Genomic DNA, 23,517 nt, shown 5'->3' on the forward strand with positions numbered 1-23,517 from the left:
TCCCCCGCAGTGATGTATGCCGCGTGCCGCCTCCGGCGTCCTGTAATCTCCCTTCCTTCATCGAAAGATCGCCCGTTCCGCGCCGACGAGGTCGGTGATGGCTTTGGAGACGGCTTCGACGCCGGCAAGGCCGCGTGTGCTCTCGTGGTGGAGGAGCCAGTAGGTGCGGCGGATGGTCTGGTCGGGGAGGATGCGGATCAGATGAGGGCGGCGGGCGGCCATGAACGTGTGGAGGATGCCGATGCCGGCGCCGGCCTCCACGGCGACGGTCTGCCCAAGGGCCGTGGAAATCTCGAAGCGGCTCGGCCAGACGCCGCCGAGGTCCTCGGCATAGTGAAGCGAGGCGCTGTAGACGAGATCCTCGACATAGCCGACGAGCCGGTGCCGGGCGAGGTCGTCGAGGCTCTCCGGCGCCCCGAATGCCTCGACATAGGCGCTGGAGGCGAAGAGGCCGAGCGAGTAGTCGATGAGCTTGCGGGCGATGACGCGGCCTTGCTCGGGCCGGTCCACGGTGATCGCGATGTCGGCCTCGCGGCGCGAGAGCGAGAAGGCGCGGGGCACGGGCACGAGCTGCACCTTGAGGCGCGGATGGCGCGCCAGCCAGGGGGCGAGGCGGGGCGCCAGGAAGTCCGTGCCGAAACCGTCGGGCGCGCCGACGCGCACGGTGCCCGCCAGATCCAGCCGCTCGTCGGAGACGGCGGCCCGCGCGGCGTCCATCTCCGCCTCCATGCGTTCGGCCCGGTCGAGAAAGGCGACGCCCTGGTCCGTCAGGGTGCAGCCGTTCGGCCGGCGCTCCAGAAGGCGGGCGCCGAGCCCGGCTTCCAGCTGGTCGAGCCGCCGGGCGACGGTCGCGTGGTTCAGCCCGAGCCGCCGGGACGCGCCCAGGATCTGTCCGCTGCGCGCGACGGCGAGAAAGACGCGGACATCGTCCCAGTTCATCGTGAGGCTTTCCGAGGACTATAAACCGCGCACAACGGATACGCATTCTCGCACGTTGAACGAAAGTCCGAAATGGCTTCAAGTCCGCCGCAACCACCAAGGGGAGCGAACATGAACGAGATCGGTCACTTCATCGACGGCGCGCGCGTCGCCGGAACGTCCGGCCGCAAGGCCGAGGTCTTCAACCCCGCGACGGGCCAGGTGTCGGCGCATCTGTCGCTGGCCGGTCTGCCGGAGCTGGAGATCGCGGTCGAGCGCGCCAAGGCCGCCCAGCCCGCCTGGGCCGCGACCAACCCGCAGCGCCGGGCGCGCGTCTTCATGAAGTTCGTCGCGCTCCTCAACGAGAACATGCAGGAACTCGCCGAAATGCTCTCGGCCGAGCACGGCAAGACGGTCGAGGACTCCAAGGGCGACATCGTCCGCGGGCTCGAAGTCTGCGAGTTCGTCATCGGCATCCCGCATCTGATGAAGAGCGAGTTCACGGAAGGCGCCGGCCCCGGCATCGACATGTATTCGATCCGCCAGCCGGTCGGCATCGGCGCCGGCATCACGCCGTTCAATTTCCCCGCCATGATCCCGATGTGGATGTTCGCGCCGGCCGTGGCCTGCGGCAACGCCTTCATCCTGAAGCCGTCCGAGCGCGATCCGTCCGTGCCCATGCGCCTTGCAGAGCTGATGATCGAGGCCGGCCTGCCCAAGGGCATCCTGCAGGTCGTCAACGGCGACAAGGAGATGGTGGACGCGATCCTGACCCATCCCGATATCGGCGCCGTCTCCTTCGTCGGCTCGACGCCGATCGCCTCCTACGTCTATGCCGAGGCGACGCGCAACGGGAAGCGCGCCCAGTGCTTCGGCGGCGCCAAGAACCACATGATCATCATGCCCGACGCCGATCTCGATCAGGCCGTGGATGCGCTGATCGGCGCCGGCTACGGCTCGGCGGGCGAGCGCTGCATGGCGATCTCGGTCGCCGTGCCGGTCGGCAAGGAAACCGCGGACGCGCTGATCGCCAAGCTGAGCCCCAAGGTCGAATCGCTGAAGATCGGACCCGCGACGGACCTTTCCGCCGATTACGGCCCGGTCATCACCAAGGCCGCGAAGGACAAGATCAACGGGCTGATCGACCAGGGCGTCGCCGAGGGCGCCGAACTCGTCGTCGATGGCCGCGGCTTCAAGATGCAGGGCTACGAGGAGGGCTATTTCGTCGGCTCCTCGCTCTTCGACCATGTCACGCCCGATATGGAAATCTACAAGCAGGAGATCTTCGGCCCTGTCCTCTCCGTCGTGCGCGCCGCGACCTACGAGGACGCGATCGCCCTACCGATGAAGCACGAATACGGCAACGGCGTCGCGATCTACACGCGGGACGGCGATGCCGCGCGCGACTTCGCCAGCCGCATCAACATCGGCATGATCGGCATCAACGTGCCGATCCCGACGCCGCTCGCCTACCACTCCTTCGGCGGCTGGAAGAAGTCGTCCTTCGGCGATCTGAACCAGCACGGCCCGGACTCGATCAAGTTCTGGACGCGGACGAAGACGATCACCTCGCGCTGGCCGTCCGGCATCAAGTCGGGTGCCGAGTTCTCGATGCCCGTCATGAAGTGATCTTTCAGGGCGTGTCTGGTTCATGCTGAACCAGACACGCCCTCGATTCCTTTGTCGTCGTTTGTCTTTTCGGGATAACCGGTTCCCACTTATCCCGAACGCGAAAGGCCGGGCGTCCTCCGACGTCCGGCCTTTCGTGTCTCGAGCGAGCGGGCAGGGAGCCCGGGCTCCTTCTGTCCTTCGAGCTTTACGCGGCCCGGCGATAGGCCTCGGTGGAATGACCGTAGCCGGTCGAGCGCTCGTCCGTGCGGAAGCGCTCGACGATGCGGGCGAGATGGTCGGCGTCGGAGGCGAGGGCCTGGACGGCCGCGGTCGTCTCCTCCACCAGCGCGGCATTGTGCTGGGTCGCCTTGTCCATCTGGTCGGCGGAGCTCGAAATGCTCTTGAGGCTCGCCGCCTGCTCCTTGGCGGAGGAGGCGATCCGGCCGATGACGCCGGTCATCGTCTCGACCTCTTCGACGATGTCCTTGAGGCTGCGTCCGGAGGCGGTGACGAGATCGACGCCGGTCCGCACCTCGTCGGCCGAGGTGGAGATCAGCGACTTGATCTCCTTGGCCGCTTCCGCGGACCGCTGCGCGAGACCGCGGACTTCCTGCGCGACGACCGCAAAGCCCCGGCCCGCCTCGCCGGCGCGCGCCGCCTCGACGCCCGCGTTGAGCGCCAGAAGATTGGTCTGGAAGGCGATCTCGTCGATCACGCCGATGATCTGGCTGATCTTCTGCGAGGAGGTCTCGATCCGGCTCATGGCCTCGACGGCCTGGGAGACGACGTCGCCGCCCTTTTCGGCCTTCTGGCGCGCGGACGTCGCGACCTTCTGGGCGTTGCTTGAGCTTTCGGCGGTCTGGTTGACCGCCCGCGTCACTTCGCTGAGCGCGGCGACGGTCTCTTCGAGGGAGGCGGCCTGTTGCTGGGTGCGCTGGGCGAGGTCGTTGGAGGAATCCGCGATGCCGCGAGTCGCCGCGTCGACGCTTCCGACCGTGGTCGCGACGTCGCTCATGGCCGAGGACAGCGTTTCGATGGCGAGATCGAAATCGGCGCCGACCTTGGCGAAGGCCGGCGGCATGGCATGGGCGACCGTCACCGTGAGATCGCCGTTCGCGAGGCGGCTGAGAGCGCCACCCAGCGCGTCCATCGCCTGGCTCTGCGCCTGCTTGGTGCGCTCCTCGGCCTGCCGAGCCTTGTCGCCCTCTTCCCGCATGGCGACCATCACGCTCATGTCGACGATGAAGGTGAGGACGGCCGGCTTCTCGTCGATGAGGCTCCCGATCAGCGTGACGAAGCTCGGGAAGGTCGTGCCGTCCAGCCGCTTCATCGTCCACTCGAAGCGCGCGATGCCGTTCTTCTTGATCTCCTCCGCGATGCCGACGGTCCGATCGGCGCTGCGCGAGCCGTCGGCCTGGAATTCCGGGGCGATCTGTTCCGGCGACAGTCCAACGATCTGCTCGAAGCTACCGCGCAAAAGCGCTTCGGTCGCGGGATTGCAGTCGCGGATCACCCCGTCCTGAAAGACGTAGTAGCCATCGGGCGAGAGCTTCATGATGGCGTCTGCGAACTGCTCACGAAACGTCTTTTTCTGGCGGAAGGGATTGAACATGACATCCTCGGCGTCGGGAGACGACTGCGACCAGTAGTTTCCCAAACGGGAGCTAAAAAACCGTTGACGAGGTCAAGCAGCGTCCTCTCGAAGTCGAAAGCCTGGACTAGGCGACGAAAACAAATCCGGCTGAACGCTTTGCTGCTATGCAGCAATGATGGCGACGCACATAAATAAAAATAGTTGCAGTATTCGTGATCCCTTCATCCTCTTGCTGCCTGGGTCGGCGTGGGAGTCGCGCGCCTTGTGGACTCCGGAAGCGCCGGTCCGTCGCGGGGGCGGCGGGCCTTGAAGTCGGCGCGGTTTCGGACTCCGCAAAAATTTTCGCCAGCGCATGGATGAAAACCGGCGGGTCGTCCGTATACGGGGCATGAGCGAGCAGAAGCGCGAGATCGACGTCATCGGACTGCTGGGGCCCTTGCGGCGCTATGCGCTGTCCCTGACGCGCAATTCCGCCGATGCCGAGGACCTCGTCCACGATACGCTGGTCAGCGCCCTCGAGCGCCGGGAGCAGTTCCGCTCTGGCAAGAGCCTTCGTCCGTGGCTTATGTCCATTCTTCACAACGGCTTCGTCGACCGGCTGCGCACGCAGCGGGCGGAGGCGGTGCGCAATGCCGAGATCGGGCTTCGCGTCGATCCGTCCACCGCCGCCTCGCAGGAAAGCGCCTCGCGTCTTGCCGATGTCCGCCGGGCCTTCATGGCGCTTCCTGACGAGCAGCGCGCCGCGCTGCATCTCGTGACGGTCGAGGGCCTGTCCTACGAGGAGGCGGCCGCTGCGCTCGGCATTCCCGTCGGAACGCTCGTCTCGCGCCTGTCGCGCGGTCGCGCCCGCCTTCGCGCCATCGACGAGGGCGAGGCGGACGAGGGTAGCTCCTCCAACATCGTGAGCCTGCGGGCGAAAGGAGGCTCGGATGCACCCAAGTCCTGATCCGATCACCGAGGCGGATCTTGCCGCCTATATCGACGGCGAGCTCGGCACGGCCCGCCGCATCGAGGTCGAGGCCCATCTGGCCGAGAGGCCGGAGGAGGCCGCGCGCCTCATGGCCGATCTGCGGGCCCGCGACGAGCTGAGGCTCGCGCTCTCGACCGAGCCGCTGCCGGTCAGCGTGGCGACGAGCGAGGCTGCGGGCCGGCTGGAGCGCAGCCTGAAGCGACGCGGCGTCGCCCGCCGCTTCTCGCGCGCCGCCGCCCTCGTCCTGATGCTCGGCGCCGGCTGGATCGCCCATGCGGAGTTCAACGCCTTGAGCGTGCGCCAGAGCGTCGCCTCCGCGCCGACGCCGGCCTTCGTCGCCGATGCCGTGCGGGCGCATGGCACGAGCGAGCTGCGGGCCGGCATGAGGTCGCAGCCCGAGACCGCGCGCTACGATCCCGCCGAAATCCTCTCGGCGACCGCGATCCGCGTGCCCGGCCTGCCGAAGGGTTGGACGGTGACGGACGTGCAGCTCTTTCCCTCGACCTTCGGGCCGAGCCTCGAAATGTCGCTGGCGACGAAGGAGTTCGGCACGCTGTCGCTCTTCGCCGTCCGGCCCGGCTCCTTCGACGTGCTCCGCGCGAGCGCGGTGACGCAAGGGGCGGCGACGGCGGCCTACTGGCAGGTCGGCGAGGTGGCCTACGCGCTCGTCTCTACCGGCGCGGACCGGCGTGCGCTCGAACGCGAGGCGGCCTCGATCGAGGCGAGCCTCCACTGATACCGGGCGCCTGAAGCGTCCCGACGTCCATCAACCCAACGGAGACAGATCGATGAACACACCCTTCCGCGGCTTCGGTGTCAACGCCGCGCCGGCCCAGTCACAGGTTCTCTTCGACGAGGGCCTGCGCAAGCACATGCTGCGCGTCTACAACTACATGGGCATCGGCCTCGTCATCACCGGCCTCGTCGCCTTCCTCGTGGCGAACACGCCGGCGCTTTACGTGCCGATCTTCTCCTCGCCGCTGAAGTGGGTCGTCATGCTGGCGCCGCTCGGCTTCATCATGTTCCTGTCGTTCCGGATCGAGCGCGTCTCCTTCGCGACGGCACAGATGCTCTTCTTCGGCTTCTGCGCGATCATGGGCCTCTCCATGGCCTCGATCTTCCTGGTCTTCACCGGCGCCAGCATCGCCCAGACCTTCTTTATCACGGCCAGCGTCTTCGGCACGATGAGCCTCTACGGCTACACGACCAAGCGTGACCTGTCCGGCATGGGCTCCTTCCTGATGATGGGCCTCATCGGCGTCGTCATCGCGAGTCTGGTCAACCTCTTCCTCCAGTCGGGCGCGCTTCAGTTCGCGATCTCGATCATCGGCGTCCTCGTCTTCACGGGCCTCACCGCCTACGACACGCAGCGCATCAAGGAAGAGTATTCCGAGCACTACGGCGCCGAGGCCGCCGGCAAGATGGCCGTCATGAGCGCCCTCTCGCTCTACCTGAACTTCATCAACCTCTTCCAGCTGCTGCTGAACCTCACCGGCCAGCGCGAGGAGTAATCCTCAAAGCCGCGATCCCCTCTCCCCTCGTGGGGAGAGCGGAACCTGCCCTGGAGGGAGCGGGACCTCGCTCCTTCCGTCGAACCAGCCAAGGACAAGCGATCCCATGAACCGCGACGAACAGAGCCTGATCCAGAATCTCTTCGGCAAGCTCTCGGACGCCGAGCGCAATGCGCCGCCCCGCGAGGCCGAGGCCGAGCGCTTCATCAACGACAGCGTCAGCCGCCAGCCCGGCGCGCCCTACTACATGGCGCAGACCATTATCATGCAGGAGCAGGCGCTCGAAGCTGCCAGCGCCCGCATCCAGCAGCTGGAGCAGCAGACCAGCCGGCCGCAGAGCTCCGGCGGCTTCTTCGGCTCGCTCTTCGGCGGCGGCGCCTCCCAGGCGTCCCGCCAGCCAGCCCGGGCTCCCTATGCGCCGCAGGGCGCCTACGGCCAGCCCCAAGGGCAGGGCGCGCCGCAGCAGGGCCAGGCCCCCGGCCCCTGGGGCGGCAATGCACCCGGCGCCGGCGCCTACGCTGCGGGTCGTCCAGGTGGCGGCGGCGGCTTCCTCGCGGGTGCCGCGCAGACCGCGATGGGCGTCGCCGGCGGCATGATGCTCGGCTCCATGCTGTCGAATGCCTTCAGCGATCCCGCAGCGGCCGTGGAGGGCGCGGTCGCCGATGCGGGCGAGGCCGTGGAGACGGAGGTCGCCGAGGTCGAAGAGGATTTCGGCGGTTTCGACGAGGCCTGATAGAAAAGAAGGCCGCGGGGAGCGATCCCCGCGGCCTTCGAACGATCAAGCGACGCTGCCGGGTCAGGACGTCTTCAGCGTCGCCAGCGAGCCTTTGACCATTCCGCCGCTTCCCGTCGACTCGATCGCCAGGATGTCGCCGAGCCCCGGAGCCGTGGAGCCCACCTGAACGCGGATCACCGCGTCGCTCGTCGCCAGAAACGCCTCGCCATCGTAGATCGAGACGATCTGATAGTCGGACGCCGCCCGGTCGGGCATGACCAGCATCTTCACCGGAAGCGCCTCCGGCAAGGCCGCTGCGGCTGCGCCGCCGCCATGGCCGCCCGACGCGCTGGCCTCTTCGGTCGCGGTTTCGGGTTCGGCGGCGGCGGCCTCGTGGGCCGCGGCCCCGCCGGCCGGCGCGAACATGGCGATCGCCATCGGCAGGGCGAAGTAGCCGCCGCTTCCAAGGCAGATTGTCAGCGCGACGCCGCCGATGGCGAGGAGCTTGATCTTGGAGCGCTTCGGCGGAGCCGCCGCATCGGGAGCGTCTGCCTCCGCCGCCGGCTCGGATGTCGCTTCTTCCGTGATCTTTGCGTCTGCCATCGTGCCCGCTCCATCGATGCGTCCAGGCCGGGACGCTCGCATGCGCGGTCTGCGGGCTTGCTGAATCTTCAGCCGGGCATTTTAAGCATCGGCCGCTTTTCTGAGCCGACGGTCCGCACGGGCTGGGAGCGGGGGAAGAGGATCGGCCTCTCGGCGCTGCGCGGGGGTCGGCGCGTCTCTCAGCTGTAGCCGAGGAGCGAAGCCGCGACATAGGCGAGGGGGCCGAGATTGGCGAGGATCGCGCAGGCGACCGACAGCGAGCCGAGATCCTTGGCGTTTTTGGCGAAGGCCGACCATTCCGGCGAAACGCGGTCGACGATCAGCTCGATCGCGGTGTTCACGGCCTCGAAGGCCGCGAGCATCAGGAGGAGCCCGCCCTGTACCAGAAAGGCGGCAAGCGGCGCGTCGAGCACGGCCAGAAGCCCGAGAAGCAGGCCGCCGAAGAGGATCTCGTGGCGGAAGGCCGGCTCGCGCACGAGCCGCTTGAACCCGCCGAGCGAGTAGCCCGCGGCCTCCGCCAGATGGCGAAGCCCTGCATGTTTCGGCGGCACGAAACCCGGCTCGGTCGAGGTGAGGGTCATCTCAGCACCTCGTGCGGCTCGGCGGGGTTGGCGGCGAGATGGGTGGAGCTCTGCCGCGAGCGGCACGGCGCGAAGGCGTCGAGGCCCGTCTGATAGACGCTCGTCACGACATCGGCCGTCCCGAGCACGGTGTGGAAGAGATTGTCGTGGGAGAGCGCCTCGCCCTTGCGCCCTTCGAGGCAGGCCGCCTGAAGGCCGGTGAGGGCCTCGTAGGGCTTGGAGAACCAGGCGATCATCGGCACATGCGTCTGCGTGGAGGGCGCGAGGAAGTAGGGCATGCCGTGCAGGTAGAGCCCGTTCTCACCGAGCGACTCGCCGTGGTCGGAGACATAGAGCATCGACGATGCCAGATCCTCGCGGCTTCCCAGGAGGTCGATCACCTCGGACAGAACGTGATCGGTGTAGAGGATCGTGTTGTCGTAGGCATTCACGATTTCCTCCCGCGTGCAGTCGGTGAACTCGGCGCTCCGGCAGGCCGGCTGGAAGCGCTCGGCGGCTTGCGGGTAGCGCTCGTGATAGGCCGGTCCGTGGCTGCCCAGCTGGTGTAGCACGATCACCGTGTCGCGGTGGATGTCGTCGAGCGCCAGGCGCAGGCGCTCGACCAGGATATCGTCGTGGCATTCGCCGCCCGCGCAGAAGCGCGGATCGTTGCTTGCCGGCAGGAACTCGTAGTCCCTGCGATCCGCCACATGCATCGAGCCCGTGTCGTTGTCGAACCAGCGCACGTCGAGGCCGGCATGGGCGAGCACGTCGGTCAGGTTCTCGACCGAGCGTCCCGCCTTGCTCGAATAGTTCGCCTTGGTGAGGTTGGAGAACATGCAGGGCACGGACACTGCCGTCGAGGTGCCGCAGCTCGTCACGTTCTGGAAGGAGACGACGTCGCGGGCGGCCAGCTCCGGCGTCGTGTCGCGCCGATAGCCGTTCAGCCCGAAGTTCATCGACCGCGCGGTCTCGCCGACCACGACGACGGTCACGATCGGCTTCGCCGAGGCGGTGGCGATCGGGCCCCGCTTCGCGTCGGTTCCGAGCGGCGCGGCGACGATGTTGCGCTCGGCCATGTCGCTGAGAGCCACTTTCACGCCCGCGACGATGGGCGCGGCGGGATGAAAGCTCGCCATGAGGTCGCCATGGCTGCGAAAGATCGAGGAGAAGCCGGGATAGAAGGCGTAGACGATCGCCGCCGCCGCGATGAGGCTCGGAAAGATGAAGGCGCTGTGCCGCCTCACCTTCGCCCGGAAGGATCGGTGCTCGACGCGCACGAGGGCGACGAGGACCGAAGGGAGCGCGCCGAAGAGGAGAAGATGGAGGAAGAAGCTGCCGGTCATGAGGTGGCCGGCTTCCGCCGGGGTGGTCAGGACGACGTTGGTGATCATGTCGCGGTCGATGACGAGGCCGAACGTGTCGACGAAGTAGGAGGCGAGCGCCGAGACGGCGATCGCGAAGACGAGAAGCGGCTTCACCACATACTTCACCGAAAACGTCGTCAGGGCCGCGAAGCAGAGAAGGAAGAGGGCGAGGCCGAGGCCGACCAGCTGGACCTCGTGCCCGGCGAAATAGGCAAAGCCCTTGCGCCAGAACGTCTCGTTGGTGAGGAGGACGAGATAGGCGGAGACGATCGACACGAGCTGGATCGTGCCGAGACGCGGTCGGAACAGGCGCATGGGGGCCGCACAAGCTGGACGCCGGGACGCTCCGGCAGACGCATCTCCTATCGCGCCGGTCTCGGAGAGACGTCGCCGCGCCTATACGGTTTGGTATAGTCGTTCCGAACGCGCCCTCGTCCGTCCGGCAGGAGGGCGCCTCATCCGTGAAAGGACGCCCGTTGAAGGTTCTGCTGATCGAGGACGATGCCTCCACCGCCTCCTTCGTGGCGACGGGCCTGCGGCAGGAGGGGCACGAAGCCGATCATGCTTCCAGCGGCCCGATCGGGCTCGAACTCGCCTTCACCCGGCATTACGACGTCATGGTCGTGGACCGGATGCTGCCGGGGCTCGACGGATTGTCGCTGCTCCGGGCGCTCCGGGCCGGGGGAAACCGCGTGCCCGCCATTTTCCTGACGGCGGTCAGCGGCGTGGACGACCGGGTCGAGGGCCTGGAGGCGGGTGCCGACGACTATCTTCTGAAGCCCTTCGCCTTTTCCGAGCTGATGGCGCGGCTGAACGCTCTCGCCCGCCGTGCGACGCCCGGCCGCCGGGAGGAGACCGTGCTGCGCGTCGGCGAACTGGAGATGAACCTCATCGCGCGCACCGTCTCGCGGTCCGGCCAGCCGATCGAGCTCCAGCCGCGCGAGTTTCGCCTGCTCGAATGCCTGATGCGCAACAAGGGCCGCGTCCTCACGCGCACCATGCTGCTCGAACGGGTCTGGGAGTTTCACTTCGATCCGAAGACCAATGTGGTGGAAACGCATGTGAGCCGACTGCGCGCCAAGGTGGATCGTCCCTTCGGCGCGGAGATGATCCGCACCGTGCGAGGCTCTGGATATTCGATCGATGCGGCTTCCTGATCGCTTCCGCACGACCTCGTTCCGCCTTGCCGTCGGCTACGGCCTCCTCTTCGTCGCCTCCGTCCTCGTCATCATGGGCGTCACCTATGTCGCGACGCTCTCCCAGATGCGCGGCATCGTGCGGGCCTCGATCGCGGAGGACATGACGCTCTTCCGCCAGGCCTTTGCCGAGGGCGGCGATGCGACGCTGATCGAGGAGGTCGAGGAGCGGACGGAAAGCGCGGCCTCCGACCGTCATTTCCTGCTTCTGGCGGCCGACGGCGCCCGCCTCGGCGGCAACCTGCCGGCCGAGGCCTGGAAGCCCGGCTCGACGGTCCAGCCCTATCCCGTCGCGGGCGACGGCGCGGGCGCGGGCGCCGCCCCGTCGAGCCATTCGCGGCTCTATGCCGAAGGCGTGACGATGGGCGACAACCGGCTGCTCGTCGCCCGCCGCTCCGACATTCTCGACGATATCAGACGCATCCTCCTGTCCGCGCTCTTCTCGGGCTGCGTGGTGACGCTGATTCTCGCGCTCGTCGGCGGCTATCTCGTCGGCATCGGCCCCACCAAGCGCGTGGACGCGATCGCGGCGACGACGCGGGCGATCGTCGGCGGACGGCTGGACCTGCGCCTTCCCATCTCCCGCCGCGGCGACGAGCTCGACCGGCTCGCCTCCGACATCAACGACATGCTCGGCCGGATCGAGACGCTGGTGGACAGCCTCCGGCAGGTCTCGACCGACATCGCGCACGATCTTCGAACGCCGCTCGCCCGCCTGCGCCAAGGGCTGGAGCGGATCGGGGAGGCGCAGAACGGCGCAGCGCTGGAGAAGGCCGTCGATGCGGCTTTGGCCGAAAGCGACGCCATCGCGGCGGCCTTCGACGCGCTTCTGCGCATCGCCCAGATCGACGCGGGCGCCCGCAAATCGCGCTTCGCGCCGCTCGATCTCGCCGGCATTGCCGAGCGGATCGCGGATGCCTATGGCGAGGTCGCCGTCGATGCCGGCCACCGGCTGCGCGCGAAGATCGAGCCCGGTCTCTTTATCGTCGGCGATGCCGATCTTCTGATCCAGGCGCTCGCCAACCTGGTCGAGAACGCCATCCATCATGTGCCCGCGCCTGGCGAGATCCGTCTCGTGGCTGCGCGCGAGGGCGGCGACATCGTGCTGGAGGTGGCGGACGACGGGCCGGGCATTCCCGAAGCGGAGCGCGAGAAGGTATTCCGCCGCCTCTACCGGCTGGACCGAAGCCGCGAGACGCCCGGAAACGGCCTCGGCCTCGCGCTCGTCGCGTCCATCGCCGAACTGCACGATGCCCGCCGCGAGGTCGGCGATGCCGATCCCGGCCTCAGCGTGCGTCTGCGTTTCCAGCCGGTCGCGGCGGTAGATGGACGATCCGTATAGGCGGGATCATCCGGCCGAGATGTCCGGCGGCTAGGAGGCGAGGGAACGTCCCCTTGCGAAAGCCGCTCCCATGAACGCCCTTCTTCAGGACCATGCGCCCGCCACCCGGACTCGGCCCCGCGGCTGGTCGCGTCTCCACGTCGTGCTGCACTGGCTGGTCGTCGTGCTGATCGCGGTCCAGTACGTCGATCGCGAATCGATGGAGACGCTGTTCGACGCGACCTTCGAGGGCCGGTCGATCCAGACCTTCGACATGGTGCTCGGCTGGACGCATATCGCCGTGGGCTCGGCGATCCTCGGCGCCATGGCGATCCGCCTCGTCGACCGCATCGCCTGCGGCCGCCCGCCCCATGGAGCCGCCGAGCCCGGCTGGGCGCGCTGGCTCGCGAGCGCGACTCATGCGTTGCTCTACGTCGTCCTTCTCGCCATGCCGGCGCTCGGCCTCCTCGCCTGGATCACCGGAAGCGAGACGTCAGCCGATCTCCACACGCTGCTCTGGACGCCGCTTCTCGTTCTCATCGGGCTGCACGTCGCCGGGGCCCTCGCGCAATCGCTCTGGTTCCGATCGGGCGCGCTGGCTCAGATGACCTCTCTGCGCGGACGCTTCTGAGGCCTCGCGCCGTCAGCGCGTCGCGGTCTGGGTGGGCGCGGGCGGCGAATAGGGGTCGGCGAGCGCCGCGTCCGGTCGGCTGATCTGAACGGCGTCGGCCGAGGTCGTCTTGGCCAGCGCGTCCGCGCCGAGCCGTCCGAGGATCTCGCGGAACTGCGGATGCATGCCGCCGTCCTGATAGGCCAGCTCGCTGCCCGCCTGACCGCTTTCCAGAAGCGCGCGAAGCTTGACCTCGTCCTTGGCCCGCCGCTCGGCCACCTCCGGCGCGGTGTTCGTCCGAAGGGCGGGGCAGGCAGCGTCGGGCTTCAGCTCGGCCGAGGCGACGACGGGCTTGGCGTCGAAGACGTAGCGTCCGCCGCAGGCGGCGACCTCCGGCTCGCGGCGCGTCACGTCGAAAATGTCGTAGCCGAGCTTCAGGTTCTTCCAGAAGGCATAGTTCGGATCGGAGCGGTGCCGCGCCATCTGCTCGGCCGTCATGCGGAACGGATAGGCCTGGACCTGGAAGTCCGACTGACCGAGCCCGAACGCTCGCATCGCTTCGTCGAAGACCTCCTCCACACCCTTGTCCGTCATCGCGAAGCAGCCGGCGGACGAGCAGGCGCCGTGCACCATCAGCGCATCGCCGCTATAGCCGAGCGCCGCCTCCAGCGGGTTCGGATAGCCGAGATTGAAGGACCGGTGATACTTGGAGTTCGGGTTCATCAGCGCGGGCGTCACGCGATAGAAGCCCTCCGGCGCCTGCCGGTCGCCGAGCGCCTTCTTCGGCCCGAGCTTGCCCGACCAGCGGCACATCGGATGCGTCTTCAGGAGCGCGTAGCGCCCGTCCGCCCCGCGTTTCCAGACCTCCAGCTCGCTCTCCTCCTTGAAGATCCGCACGAGGATCGAGCCCTGTGGCCGCACCTTCATGCTGGCCGCCGCCGGAACGAGCTTGTCGTAGGTGTCCTCCGTCATCGAGACGCAGCCGGACAGCGAGCCGAGAGCCAGAAGGGCGGCGAGGGCGAGGCGTCGAGGCAGCATGCGCGAAACGTCCTTCGGATCGATGGCGGCTGAACAGGGCGGGCGATCGGGACGCCCTTTATGCGACGGCACGCTGGAGCGGACATGGCCACGCCCGCATGTCGGTCCGGCGCCCTGTCGCGGCGACGGGAACCGGGCCTCTTCAAAGGCCGACAATCCGGCCATCTCATGGTGGAGCTCAGCCCCGCCGACCGTCCGAAAACGGGACAAAAACCGTCGTTAACCCTTTCTTAAGGAACCGACTCCCGCAGCCTGTCCCGCAATGCTACAACAATGAGGCAGAAGCAGTCCTGAACTGTGTCGAGAGCTTGACAGATGCCGAATACAACGATGCAGATCGATCGTCTTCGCCACGCCTGCCAAGCATTCGCCTCTGAAGCCGGCACCCCGCCGCAGATCTCGGTATCGAAGAACGAGCTGATCTAGTTCGCATACCGGGTCCGACAGGTGGAAAGAGGGCAGACAATCGTGCGAAATGTCGTTCAATACCTTGCAGTTCTGGCTTTCGTCGCGACGATCTTCGCGGGAACCTCCGGTGCTCTGGCCGGCTCGTTCATGCCGACCACCGGTGCCGCGAGCCAGCCGGTCGGGCATTTCGACTTCTGCAAACGCTATCCGAGCGAGTGCCGCGCGAACGCCCGCCGGGCCGTCGTCAAGCTGACCGACATCGCCTGGAAGCGCATGATGGCCGTCAACGAGGTCGTTAACGGCTCGATCTCGCCCCGCACCGACGAGGACATGTACGGCCTTCCCGAGGTCTGGTCCTACCCGACCAGCGAGGGCGACTGCGAGGACTACGTCCTCGAGAAGCAGCGCGAACTCGAGAAGGCCGGTCTGCCCGCCTCCGCCCTCCTCATCACCGTTGTCCGGCAGGTGAACGGCAGCGGCCACGCCGTGCTCACCGTGCGCACCGACAAGGGCGACGTGATCCTCGACAATCTCGACGACCGCATCCTGCCCTGGGACGAGACGCCCTACACCTACGTGAAGCGCCAGTCCGACTCCAATGCCGGCCGTTGGGTCGGAATCGAGGACAACCGCGACGTGCTCGTCGGCAGCCTGCAGTAGGATCGGACCCCCGCGTTCATCCAGCTATCGCGGGGAGCGGGCGAAAGGCTCCTCCGAGCCTTCCTCCGGACGACCTCACCGATCCGTGAACGCCTTGATAAGGCGGCAACATCCGGCAGAACGCCTCCGAGCGCTCGGTTGCCAAATGTTCACTATCTCCTTTTGCCAAATGGTGAGGGAAATCGAGTGATAAGCCGGCATGACCGTCACGATCCTGCAGCTTGCACAGCATCACTCTCTCGGCTTCGTCGCGACGGCGCTGATCATCTGTCTCGTCGCAGGCTGGCTCCTCTCGGTGCTCATCGATCAGTCGAGCAGTTCTTCGATTCTGGCGCGCCGCTGGTGGCTTCTGGGAACCGCCGTCGTCGCGGGCCTCGGCGTCTGGACGACGCATTTCATCGCCATGCTGGGCTACAGGTCCGACATCATCCTCGACTACGGCGTCGTCACGACCGCCTGGTCGGCCGTGCTCGGCATCCTCGCCGTCGGCCTGCCGCTCACGATCTCGGCCGTCGTCTCGTCGCGCCGGGTGCGTACCGCCCTCGGCGCTCTTTCGGGCCTCGGCATCGGGGCGATGCACTATACCGGCATGGACGCGATCCAGGGCTGCCTCCAGGTCCATTCCCATACCGCGAGCCTTCTGGCCTGCATGGTCGGCGCAACCTGTCTTGCCCTGGCACGCGGCCTTCCGACGGCCAAGCACTCGCATTGGATGACCTGCGGCTTCTTCACGCTCGGCGTCTGCGGCACGCATTTCATCGCCATTTCCGGCACGCGCTTCGTTCGTATCGGCGGGTTCGAGACCGGATCGAGCGACACGGTGACGCTCAGCATCTTCACGGCCGCCGGCGCGATCGTGATCTTCATGGGCGCCTTCCTCACCGTGATCGCCGCCAAGCGCTTCGAGGCGCAGGAGAGGGCCCATTCCACGATCCTCTCGACCGCTCTCCACAACATGTCGAACGGCCTGCTCTTCATCGACCAGCACCGGCGCGTCGGCCTCTTCAATGATCGCTATCTCGAAATGTTCGCCGTCACGCGCGAGCAGCTCGTCAACGGAATGCCGCTCGATGCGCTGCTGCAGACGGTCGGCAGCGTCAACGGCTGGGACGATCGGCTGCAGATCAGGATCCACCGCGACATCATGGATGCGGTCACATCCGTCCGCTCGACCCGCTGCGACGGCGCGACGGCGGATGGGCGCATCCTCGACATCGAGGTGCGGCCCGTGCCCGGCGGCGGCGCGGTCCTGACCTTTGACGACGTGACCAGCGACCGAGAGGCGCAAGGGCGCATCGCGCATCTCGCCTTCCACGACCCGCTGACGGGCCTCGGCAATCGCCGCGCCTTGCAGCTGCGCATGGAAGAGGGCTTCAGCCTGAAGCCCGGCTACAAGCTTCTTCTCCTCGATCTCGATCGCTTCAAGTCCGTCAACGACACCCATGGACACGGCGTCGGGGACCGCCTGCTCGTCGAGGTCGCAAATCGACTTCGCGGGATCGTGGGCGAGGCGGGTTTCGTCGCCCGGATCGGCGGCGACGAGATGGCGATCCTCGTCTTCGGCGATCTCGATCTGGCCAAGAGCCGCGCGAGCGAGATCGTCTTCCGGCTCTCCCAGCCGTTTCAGATCGACGCGATCTCGCTGACGATCGGCTGCAGCATCGGTATCTGCTCCACGGACGACGCGGAGAATCCGGACGAGCTGATGAAGCAGGCCGACATCGCGCTCTACGAGACCAAGCGAAGCGGTCGCGGTCAGGCCTCGCTCTATCGGCCGGGCATGATCGAAGCCGTCGTGGAGCGCAACCGCCTCGAAATGGAGATCGGACAGGCCATCGCGAATGGCGGATTCCACCTCGTCTACCAGCCCTTCCTCTCGCTCGCCGACGACCGGATCGTCGGATACGAAGCCTTGATCCGCTGGAACCATCCCAAGCGCGGGATGGTCTCGCCGGTGGACTTCGTTCCCCTGTCCGAGGAGACCGGCCAGATCCTTGAGATCGGCCGCTGGGTTCTGGAGGAGGCCTGCCTTCAGGCCGCCGGCTGGGCGCCGGACCAGCATGTCGCGGTCAACGTCTCGCCCGTGCAGCTGCGCTCGCCGCTCTTCGTCTCCCACGTCACCTCGGCCCTTTCCAAGAGCGGCCTTCTTCCCAGCCGCCTGGAGCTCGAACTGACGGAGACGGCGATGGTCGCCGATGGCGCGGAGGTCGCGCGCATCCTCGCCGATCTGAGGCGTCTCGGCGTGAAGATCGCGATGGACGATTTCGGCACGGGCTACTCGTCCCTGGCCCACCTCCGCGACTTTCCGCTCGACCGCATCAAGATCGATCGCAGCTTCGTGGCGGGAGCGGAGGGCGACCGCCATTCCATGGCCCTCCTCGTGGCGATCACGCAGATCGGCAAGACGCTGGGCATCCAGACCCTGGCGGAAGGCGTCGAGAGCGAAGGCGAACTCAGCCTCCTGCGCTCGCTCGGCTGCGATGCCGTGCAGGGCTACCTGATCGGGCGCCCGGCGCGTCCGGGGGTGGACGGAATGCCGCCGGCTCAGGATCGACACCGGGGCGAGACCGCCGCGGCCGTGGCAGCGTGAGGGGCCAGGGAAGCGTCTCAAGGCGGCTGGCACGGCAAGGGTCGTCCGTCGACCGGGGAAGCCTTGCGGACCGTTCGGAATCGTCTTCCCCGGCGGTCCCCGAATTTAGTTTTTTGTGTTTTCACCCCCGGCACCGCGCCGCCTAGCGTCTCCTCGGACCCGAACCCGAGGCACACATGATCGAAACGCTGATCGTTCCCGGCCTGAACGGCTCGCCCGAAGGGCACTGGCAGCGCCATTGGGCGCATCGCGACGCTTCGTCCGAGCTCGTGGAGCAGGAGGAGTGGTCCAAGCCCCGGTTCACCGATTGGCTTCACACACTGGAGGCCCGGATCGAGGCCAGCGCACCCGGCGTCATCCTCGTCGCCCATAGTCTCGGCTGTGCGCTCGTCGGCATCCTGGCCGGCCGCCCCGCCGCGTCGCATGTGGGCGGCGCGCTTCTCGTGGCTCCCGCCGATCTTGGCTCGCTGGCGGAGCTTCACCCGACCATCCGCGAGTTCGCCGTGGCGCAAGCTGCCGCGCGGGACGAGGTTCTGCCCTTCGCCTCGATCCTCGTCGCCAGCCGCAACGATCCCTTCATGCCTTACGCGGGCGCGGCGCGGCTCGCGGCCCGCTGGGGATCGGCCCTCGTCGATCTTGGAGAGGCCGGCCACGTCAACATTGCCAGCGGCTACGGCCCCTGGGACGACGCGCGGACGATCGCCGACGGCCTACGCGGGCGGATCGACCGATCCCCGGCACCTCGGCGCCACTGGGACGGCGCGACCCTCGACGCCGTCTCGGTGCTCGGCCCGCGTTCGCAGCTCGGCTGATAAGCGGGACGACATCGCCCTGCGGCGCCGGGGCTTGACCTGAAATGACGGAACGGGTGTTTCGCGCGCCTCGACCGGCCGGTGCGACCGAACTCGCGCTTCCGTGCAGGGAGTTTTGTGCTCCTCGCTTTCCCCGTGCGCATAGACGGCCGAAGCGGCAGTGTCTTCGATCGGTGGAAATGACAACGCCCGCCGGGGGAGGACCGGCGGGCGTCGTTTGGGTGCCCTGCGACTTTGGGAGGAGGATGTCGCGGACGATCCGCAATGGCCTTTGGGAGGAGGATGGCCACTGCGAAACTTTAAAATTCTTTAGCGCCACGTCTGCGGCGCCGAGAAGAAGATAGGATGGTCTTCGCCGTCGAGCTATCGCGTCCGACGCATAGCTGCATTGCACAATAGGCGCCCCGGGCAAGCCTTGTGCCGGGCCAAACGCTGACATGGCCGGTCGCTTTCACCCGCGTCGCCGCACCCTGTGCCGTCCAGCCGGCGCACCTCGCTTCTTTCCTGCGTGCGGCGCGGGATAGCGCTTGCAGACCCGGCCGTTCGCTGACATTCGGGAAGGGACCTCGATCCGGCGCGCGGGCATCCTCGATGCAGGCCGACCGGATGAGGCGAGATGTGGACGGCAGCCGGAGCGAGTTCGCGCGCCGGCGCGACCCTGGACGAGCGAGGCAGAGAGATGGCTCCGAAAATCTTCATCGACGGCGAGCACGGCACGACCGGCCTGCAGATCCGCATGCGGATGGAAGGGCGCCGAGACGTCGAGCTCCTGTCGCTGCCGGAAGCGGAGCGCCGCAACGCCGCGCTTCGCGAGGACATGCTGAACGAGGCCGATGTCGCCATCCTCTGCCTTCCCGACGACGCGTCCCGCGAGGCCGTCGCGATGGTCGCCGGCAACAACAAGGTGCGCATCATCGACACCTCCACCGCCTATCGCACGGATGCGGGCTGGGCATACGGGTTCGCCGAGCTGGATGCGGCCCAGCGCGAGGCCATTCGTGCGTCGCGTTTCGTGTCCAATCCCGGCTGCTTCCCGACGGGCGCCGTCGCGCTCCTGCGCCCGCTCCGGCAGGCCGGGCTTCTGCCGGGCGACTATCCCGTCACCGTCAATGCCGTGTCCGGCTACACCGGCGGCGGCAAGCAGCTGATCGGGCAGATGGAGGATCAAAGCCGCCCCGACGCGATCTCCGCGCCGCATTTCCTCTATGGGCTGACGCTCAGCCACAAGCATGTGCCGGAAATGAAGATCCATGGCCTTCTCGAAAAGGCGCCGATCTTCTCGCCCTCCGTCGGGCTCTTTGCGCAGGGCATGATCGTGCAGGTCCCGCTTCATCTCGATCGTCTGGCCGAAGGCGCGACCGTCGGGGCCATTCGCGAGGCCCTGACCGCCCATTATGCCGGCCAGGACATCGTCACCGTCGCATCCGAGGAAGAGACGCGGTCGGCGCCGCGCATCGACGCGACGGAGCTGGCCGGCAAGGACACGATGAAGCTCTTCGTCTTCGCCAATCCCGAGGCGGGCCATGTCAACCTCGTCGCCCTCCTCGACAATCTCGGCAAGGGCGCGTCCGGCGCGGCCGTGCAGAACATGGACCTGATGCTCGCATCCTGATCGTCCAGCCCGCGACGGCCGGTCCCGTTCGTCGCCGGCCCGGTCTCGCGGCGGCTGGGAGGCTATGACGTGGGAGGGGCACTGGAGGCCGGTCCCAGCAGCCCCGGCGGCGGGGCCGCGTCCTCCGCATCGGGGTCGCGGCCCTGGCTTCGGTCGAGTTCGCGCATGATGGGCGTAACGGTGATGCCGTGCATCAGGATCGAGACAAGGATGATCAGCCCGACGATCGCCCAGAGGCGGTCGCCGCACTCGACCGACCCCATTTCGTTGAGGCCATAGGCGAGATAGTAGATCGAGCCGACGCCCCGAATGCCGAAGAAGGCCAGCGTCAGTCTCTCCCGCAGGTTCGCCCGATGCCCGACGAGGCCGATCAGCCCCGTGACCGGCCGCACGACGAGGAGGATAACGAGCGCGGCGGCGACGTCGATCCACTGAAGCGCCGCCAGCAGGCCGCCGACGAGGGCACCGCCGAAGAGGATGAGCAGCACCATCATGGCGATGCGCTCGACCTGCTCGGTCAGCTCGTGCATTTCCAGCTGGAAGTCGTGGTCGCGATGGGCATGGCGGAAGGTCAGCGCGGTCACGAAGACGGCAAGGAAGCCGTAGCAGTGGATGAGTTCGGTGAGGCCATAGGAAACGAAGGTCGCGGAGAGCGCGATGAGGCCGTCGCCGGTCTTGGCGAGCTTGGTCTTCGCCGGAACGTGGAAGGTGAGCCAGCCGAAGGCGCGACCGATCGCGTAGCCGCCGGCGACGCCGGCCCCGATCTCCCAGAGAACGTTGTAGGTCAGCCACTTCGTGAACCAAGCCTCGCCCGTGGATGCTGCGGCGGCGAGGACGATGGCGAGGTGGACGAAGGGGAAGGCAAAGCCGTCGTTCATGCCGGCCTCCGAGGTCAGCCCGAACCGCACCTCGTCCTCCTCGCCGGACTTCGGCGGGCCGACCTGAACGTCGGCGGCCAGAACCGGGTCGGTCGGGGCGAGCGCGGCTCCCAGAAGCAGCGCGAGCGTCCAGGACAGGCCCATCCACCATCCCGCGATGAGCGTGATCGCCGCGATGCTGAGCGGCATGGTGATCGCGATGAGGCGCCAGGTGATCGCCCACTTGCGGAAGCTGAAAACCCGGTCGAGCTTCAGGCCTGCGCCCATGAGCGCGATGATGACCACGAACTCGGAAAAGCGCTCGGTGATCTCGGGATAGAGGGCGGGCAGGGGCCGAAGCGTCATCTGCGGCAGCGAGAAGATCGCGGCCCCGATGCCGATGCAGACGATCGGCAGCGAAAGCGGCAGCCGCCGCAGCGCCAGAGGCAGCCAGGCGACGAGCGCGATGAGCAGCCCGGCGCCTGTCAGAACAAGGATATAAGGGTCGGGGCTGAGGTTAAGGGCGAAGTCCATGGCAGGGAACTGCCCGCCCGCGGTATCGATCCGCCGCCGCGCCGAAGCATTTCGTCCGCCGCCTTACCCCGCGAGCTTCAGGGTGCCTTTCGCAGCCGCGACCGAAGCCGCCGGAACAGGCCCCGCTCGCTGAGCGCCTCGAACATCTCGTCGGGCCCTTCGGGGTCCAGCACCTCGTTGTCGGCCAGCCATTCCTCGACGGCGGTGAGATCGGGCGTCTCGTAGGGGCGAAGGCTCTTGCCCGGCCCCCGCAGCGCCTCGATGGTCCGGATGAGCGACCCGGTCGATGCGATCGAGCGTGTCACCGTCTCGACATCGACGCCGAGATGCTCGGCCAGGAGATCGTCGCGGATGTCGAGGATGGTCGCCCCCAGCCCCTCGTTTCCCGGCAGACCCGCGTCGATCGTCACGTCGCATTCGGTATCCAGACGAAGCGACCGGTTGTTCATGTTCGAGGAGCCGATGCGAAGGCTCCGGTCGTCGACGATCAGGATCTTGGCGTGGACGTAGATCGCCTCGCCGCCATCGGTGAACGGGTGGTAGATGCGGAAGCGCCCGTGCCGGTCGCGCCGCCGCAGCGTCTCGAACAGCCGCGCGCGTGCCGTGTCCATGGCGATCGGCTCCAGCCACCCTTGCGCGGTCAGCGGATTGATGACGACGATCTCCGGCCCGTCCTCCTCGTCCAGCCGCTTGGCGATGGCCTCGGCGATGCGCCGCGACGCGAAGTACTGGCTCTCGGCGTAGATCAGCCGCCGCGCCCCGGCGATCTGGTCGAGATAGAGCGTCTCGATCTCCGTGATGGCCTCTTCGCCCGGCATGTCCGGGGCCGAGCGGGAGACGGCCATGTCGATGTCGTTGAAGTGGACGGGAAGGTCGTCGGGCCAGCAGGAGGGCATGGCCTCGACCGGCTCCATTCTCCGTCCGCCCGCGTGGTGCCAGCGGTCGCGCGAGACGGCCGCGAGCGCCTCCGCCATCGGCCCTTCCACCGCCGTCGTCGCATCGTGCCAGGGCTTGTAGCGCGTGCCGTTCGGCCGGCGGCGGCGGTCGTCCTCGTGGACATGCTGGCGCGTATCCCAGCGGTCCTCGGTCATGTCGATGCCGCCGCAGAAGGCGAAGCTGTCGTCGATGACGACGATCTTCTGGTGATGCGAGCCGGCGAAGGGATGGGCGCCGTCGAGCTTGGTGTGGATGCGCGGATGGCTCATCCATTTGAGCACGGTGAAGATGGTCGAGCCGCGCGTCAGGGTCTTCAGCGCTCCGAGATCCCAGCGCAGCAGATAGACCTCGAGTTCGGGCCGGTTGCGCGCCAGCCAGTAGATGAAGTCCCCGACCTTTTCCGGCGCTTCGTCTTTCCCTCCGCCGCGACCGAGCGTGATCCGGCCGTCGAAGTCCCATCCGATGAGGACGATCCGCCGTCGGGCCTTCAGCATCGCGGCGCGTGCGAAACGGAAGTAGTCGTCGGCGTCGACGATCACGGAGGCCCGGGTCGCGCGCTCGATCCGCTGGCAGTTTCGGCCGGGTACGAGGGGCGAGGGGACGGCATCGGTCACGGTCTCAGGCTTGTCCCGTCCTTCACGTCCCGTCATGCCAACTCCTTTACTGCGATCGTTCCGATGCCGTCTCATCCGTCCGACCCGCATCCGCGTGCGCAGCGCGGGAAGAGGGACGTCCGAACCGCGCGTCGCCCTCGGGATGCGCCGAACGAGCGGTGTAAACCGGCGCGTGCTGTCGCGCTCGTCCGACGACCCGAATGCACGGAGCCCGAACGGATCGGGCTATGTCCGGTTCCTGGTCGGGAGGCAATGGGCCTCGACGAAGCCCGATCCGATCGATCGGACGTCTCGGCGGGTCGGACGGTCGGCAGGAAATCCACCTCGCCAAAAGCCGGGGGAGCTGTCTTGGTAAGGTCAGTGCCTATCGAATGAGCATGCAGGGCGGCTGGGCCGCGCAGGAGCCGTTGCATCGGATTTCAGCGCGAGAATGGCGTCGTCACCAGCGGCGCAACGCTGAAACTTACTGCATTTGCGGTG

At 67.4% G+C, this 23,517-nt stretch carries 20 protein-coding genes; 12 read left to right on the top strand and 8 right to left on the bottom strand.

The genetic code is table 11. The features are described 5' to 3' along the window. Positions 1 to 57 precede the first annotated feature (57 nt). Positions 58 to 939 carry a LysR family transcriptional regulator gene (locus tag ASG62_RS22435; RefSeq protein ID WP_056690642.1) on the bottom strand — a complete coding sequence of 294 codons (882 nt, stop codon included), beginning with the start codon at positions 937 to 939 and terminating at the stop codon, positions 58 to 60. A 111-nt stretch (positions 940 to 1,050) separates the two neighbouring features. On the opposite strand from ASG62_RS22435, the gene ASG62_RS22440 reads away from it, so the two are divergent. Then, positions 1,051 to 2,547: a CoA-acylating methylmalonate-semialdehyde dehydrogenase gene (locus tag ASG62_RS22440; protein WP_056690644.1), complete on the top strand. Its 1,497-nt coding sequence runs from the start codon at positions 1,051 to 1,053 to the stop codon at positions 2,545 to 2,547. 187 nt (positions 2,548 to 2,734) lie between these two features. Here ASG62_RS22440 and ASG62_RS22445 read toward each other — a convergent pair whose 3' ends face one another. Beyond that, positions 2,735 to 4,141, bottom strand: a complete 1,407-nt coding sequence (locus tag ASG62_RS22445) for a methyl-accepting chemotaxis protein (RefSeq protein ID WP_056690646.1) — start codon at positions 4,139 to 4,141, stop codon at positions 2,735 to 2,737. A gap of 370 nt (positions 4,142 to 4,511) precedes the next feature. Between ASG62_RS22445 and ASG62_RS22450 the strand changes: the two genes are divergently transcribed. From ASG62_RS22450 to ASG62_RS22465, 4 genes are all read left to right on the top strand, one after another. After that, entirely contained in the window at positions 4,512 to 5,069 is a 558-nt protein-coding gene (locus ASG62_RS22450) for a sigma-70 family RNA polymerase sigma factor (protein WP_056690650.1), read from the top strand. Continuing rightward, a complete protein-coding gene (locus tag ASG62_RS22455; RefSeq protein WP_056690652.1) occupies positions 5,053 to 5,829 on the top strand; it encodes an anti-sigma factor family protein in 777 nt (258 codons plus the stop codon). The genes ASG62_RS22450 and ASG62_RS22455 overlap by 17 nt, the downstream gene beginning before the upstream one ends. 52 nt (positions 5,830 to 5,881) lie before the next feature. Then, entirely contained in the window at positions 5,882 to 6,604 is a 723-nt protein-coding gene (locus tag ASG62_RS22460; protein ID WP_056690653.1) for a Bax inhibitor-1/YccA family protein, read from the top strand. A 106-nt stretch (positions 6,605 to 6,710) separates the two neighbouring features. Beyond that, positions 6,711 to 7,337 carry a DUF2076 domain-containing protein gene (locus ASG62_RS22465; protein WP_056690656.1) on the top strand — a complete coding sequence of 209 codons (627 nt, stop codon included), beginning with the start codon at positions 6,711 to 6,713 and terminating at the stop codon, positions 7,335 to 7,337. A 63-nt stretch (positions 7,338 to 7,400) separates the two neighbouring features. Here ASG62_RS22465 and ASG62_RS22470 read toward each other — a convergent pair whose 3' ends face one another. The 3 genes from ASG62_RS22470 to ASG62_RS22480 all read right to left on the bottom strand — a co-directional run bounded on the left by ASG62_RS22470 (position 7,401) and on the right by ASG62_RS22480 (position 10,164). Continuing rightward, positions 7,401 to 7,922 carry a hypothetical protein gene (locus tag ASG62_RS22470; protein ID WP_056690658.1) on the bottom strand — a complete coding sequence of 174 codons (522 nt, stop codon included), beginning with the start codon at positions 7,920 to 7,922 and terminating at the stop codon, positions 7,401 to 7,403. Between the two features lie 179 nt (positions 7,923 to 8,101). Continuing rightward, positions 8,102 to 8,503 (bottom strand): diacylglycerol kinase, encoded by a 402-nt coding sequence (locus tag ASG62_RS22475; RefSeq protein ID WP_056690659.1) that lies wholly within the window; start codon positions 8,501 to 8,503, stop codon positions 8,102 to 8,104. After that, complete coding sequence (locus tag ASG62_RS22480) at positions 8,500 to 10,164, bottom strand: phosphoethanolamine transferase (RefSeq protein ID WP_056690661.1); 1,665 nt, start codon at positions 10,162 to 10,164, stop codon at positions 8,500 to 8,502. The genes ASG62_RS22475 and ASG62_RS22480 overlap by 4 nt, the downstream gene beginning before the upstream one ends. Before the next feature lie 161 nt (positions 10,165 to 10,325). On the opposite strand from ASG62_RS22480, the gene ASG62_RS22485 reads away from it, so the two are divergent. The 3 genes from ASG62_RS22485 to ASG62_RS22495 all read left to right on the top strand — a co-directional run bounded on the left by ASG62_RS22485 (position 10,326) and on the right by ASG62_RS22495 (position 12,997). Then, positions 10,326 to 11,006, top strand: coding sequence for a response regulator transcription factor (locus tag ASG62_RS22485; RefSeq protein ID WP_056690664.1), 681 nt, complete (start codon positions 10,326 to 10,328; stop codon positions 11,004 to 11,006). Then, on the top strand, positions 10,993 to 12,387 hold the full coding sequence (locus ASG62_RS22490; RefSeq protein WP_056690665.1) for a sensor histidine kinase: 1,395 nt from the start codon (positions 10,993 to 10,995) through the stop codon (positions 12,385 to 12,387). The genes ASG62_RS22485 and ASG62_RS22490 overlap by 14 nt, the downstream gene beginning before the upstream one ends. Before the next feature lie 70 nt (positions 12,388 to 12,457). After that, positions 12,458 to 12,997: a cytochrome b gene (locus ASG62_RS22495; RefSeq protein ID WP_056690667.1), complete on the top strand. Its 540-nt coding sequence runs from the start codon at positions 12,458 to 12,460 to the stop codon at positions 12,995 to 12,997. Positions 12,998 to 13,009: 12 nt separating this feature from the next. Here ASG62_RS22495 and ASG62_RS22500 read toward each other — a convergent pair whose 3' ends face one another. Next, entirely contained in the window at positions 13,010 to 14,014 is a 1,005-nt protein-coding gene (locus ASG62_RS22500) for a L,D-transpeptidase family protein (protein WP_056690670.1), read from the bottom strand. Positions 14,015 to 14,479: 465 nt separating this feature from the next. On the opposite strand from ASG62_RS22500, the gene ASG62_RS22505 reads away from it, so the two are divergent. The 4 genes from ASG62_RS22505 to argC all read left to right on the top strand — a co-directional run bounded on the left by ASG62_RS22505 (position 14,480) and on the right by argC (position 20,096). Further along, positions 14,480 to 15,082: a transglutaminase-like cysteine peptidase gene (locus ASG62_RS22505; protein ID WP_056690838.1), complete on the top strand. Its 603-nt coding sequence runs from the start codon at positions 14,480 to 14,482 to the stop codon at positions 15,080 to 15,082. A 199-nt stretch (positions 15,083 to 15,281) separates the two neighbouring features. Continuing rightward, positions 15,282 to 17,672, top strand: coding sequence for an EAL domain-containing protein (locus ASG62_RS22510; RefSeq protein WP_056690672.1), 2,391 nt, complete (start codon positions 15,282 to 15,284; stop codon positions 17,670 to 17,672). A gap of 176 nt (positions 17,673 to 17,848) precedes the next feature. Then, positions 17,849 to 18,484 (top strand): alpha/beta hydrolase, encoded by a 636-nt coding sequence (locus ASG62_RS22515; RefSeq protein WP_082536998.1) that lies wholly within the window; start codon positions 17,849 to 17,851, stop codon positions 18,482 to 18,484. Between the two features lie 679 nt (positions 18,485 to 19,163). Beyond that, positions 19,164 to 20,096 (top strand): N-acetyl-gamma-glutamyl-phosphate reductase, encoded by a 933-nt coding sequence (gene argC / locus ASG62_RS22520; protein ID WP_056690674.1) that lies wholly within the window; start codon positions 19,164 to 19,166, stop codon positions 20,094 to 20,096. A gap of 62 nt (positions 20,097 to 20,158) precedes the next feature. Here the strand turns inward: argC and ASG62_RS22525 are convergent, their stop codons facing one another. Together ASG62_RS22525 and ASG62_RS22530 are read right to left on the bottom strand one after the other, a co-directional pair. Then, on the bottom strand, positions 20,159 to 21,487 hold the full coding sequence (locus tag ASG62_RS22525) for a cation:proton antiporter (RefSeq protein ID WP_056690680.1): 1,329 nt from the start codon (positions 21,485 to 21,487) through the stop codon (positions 20,159 to 20,161). Positions 21,488 to 21,564: 77 nt separating this feature from the next. Next, a complete protein-coding gene (locus ASG62_RS22530; RefSeq protein WP_056690683.1) occupies positions 21,565 to 23,073 on the bottom strand; it encodes a phospholipase D-like domain-containing protein in 1,509 nt (502 codons plus the stop codon). Between the last annotated feature and the right edge of the window lie 444 nt (positions 23,074 to 23,517).

The sequence above is a fragment of the Aureimonas sp. Leaf427 genome (genome assembly GCF_001425485.1).
Classification (GTDB): domain Bacteria; phylum Pseudomonadota; class Alphaproteobacteria; order Rhizobiales; family Rhizobiaceae; genus Plantimonas.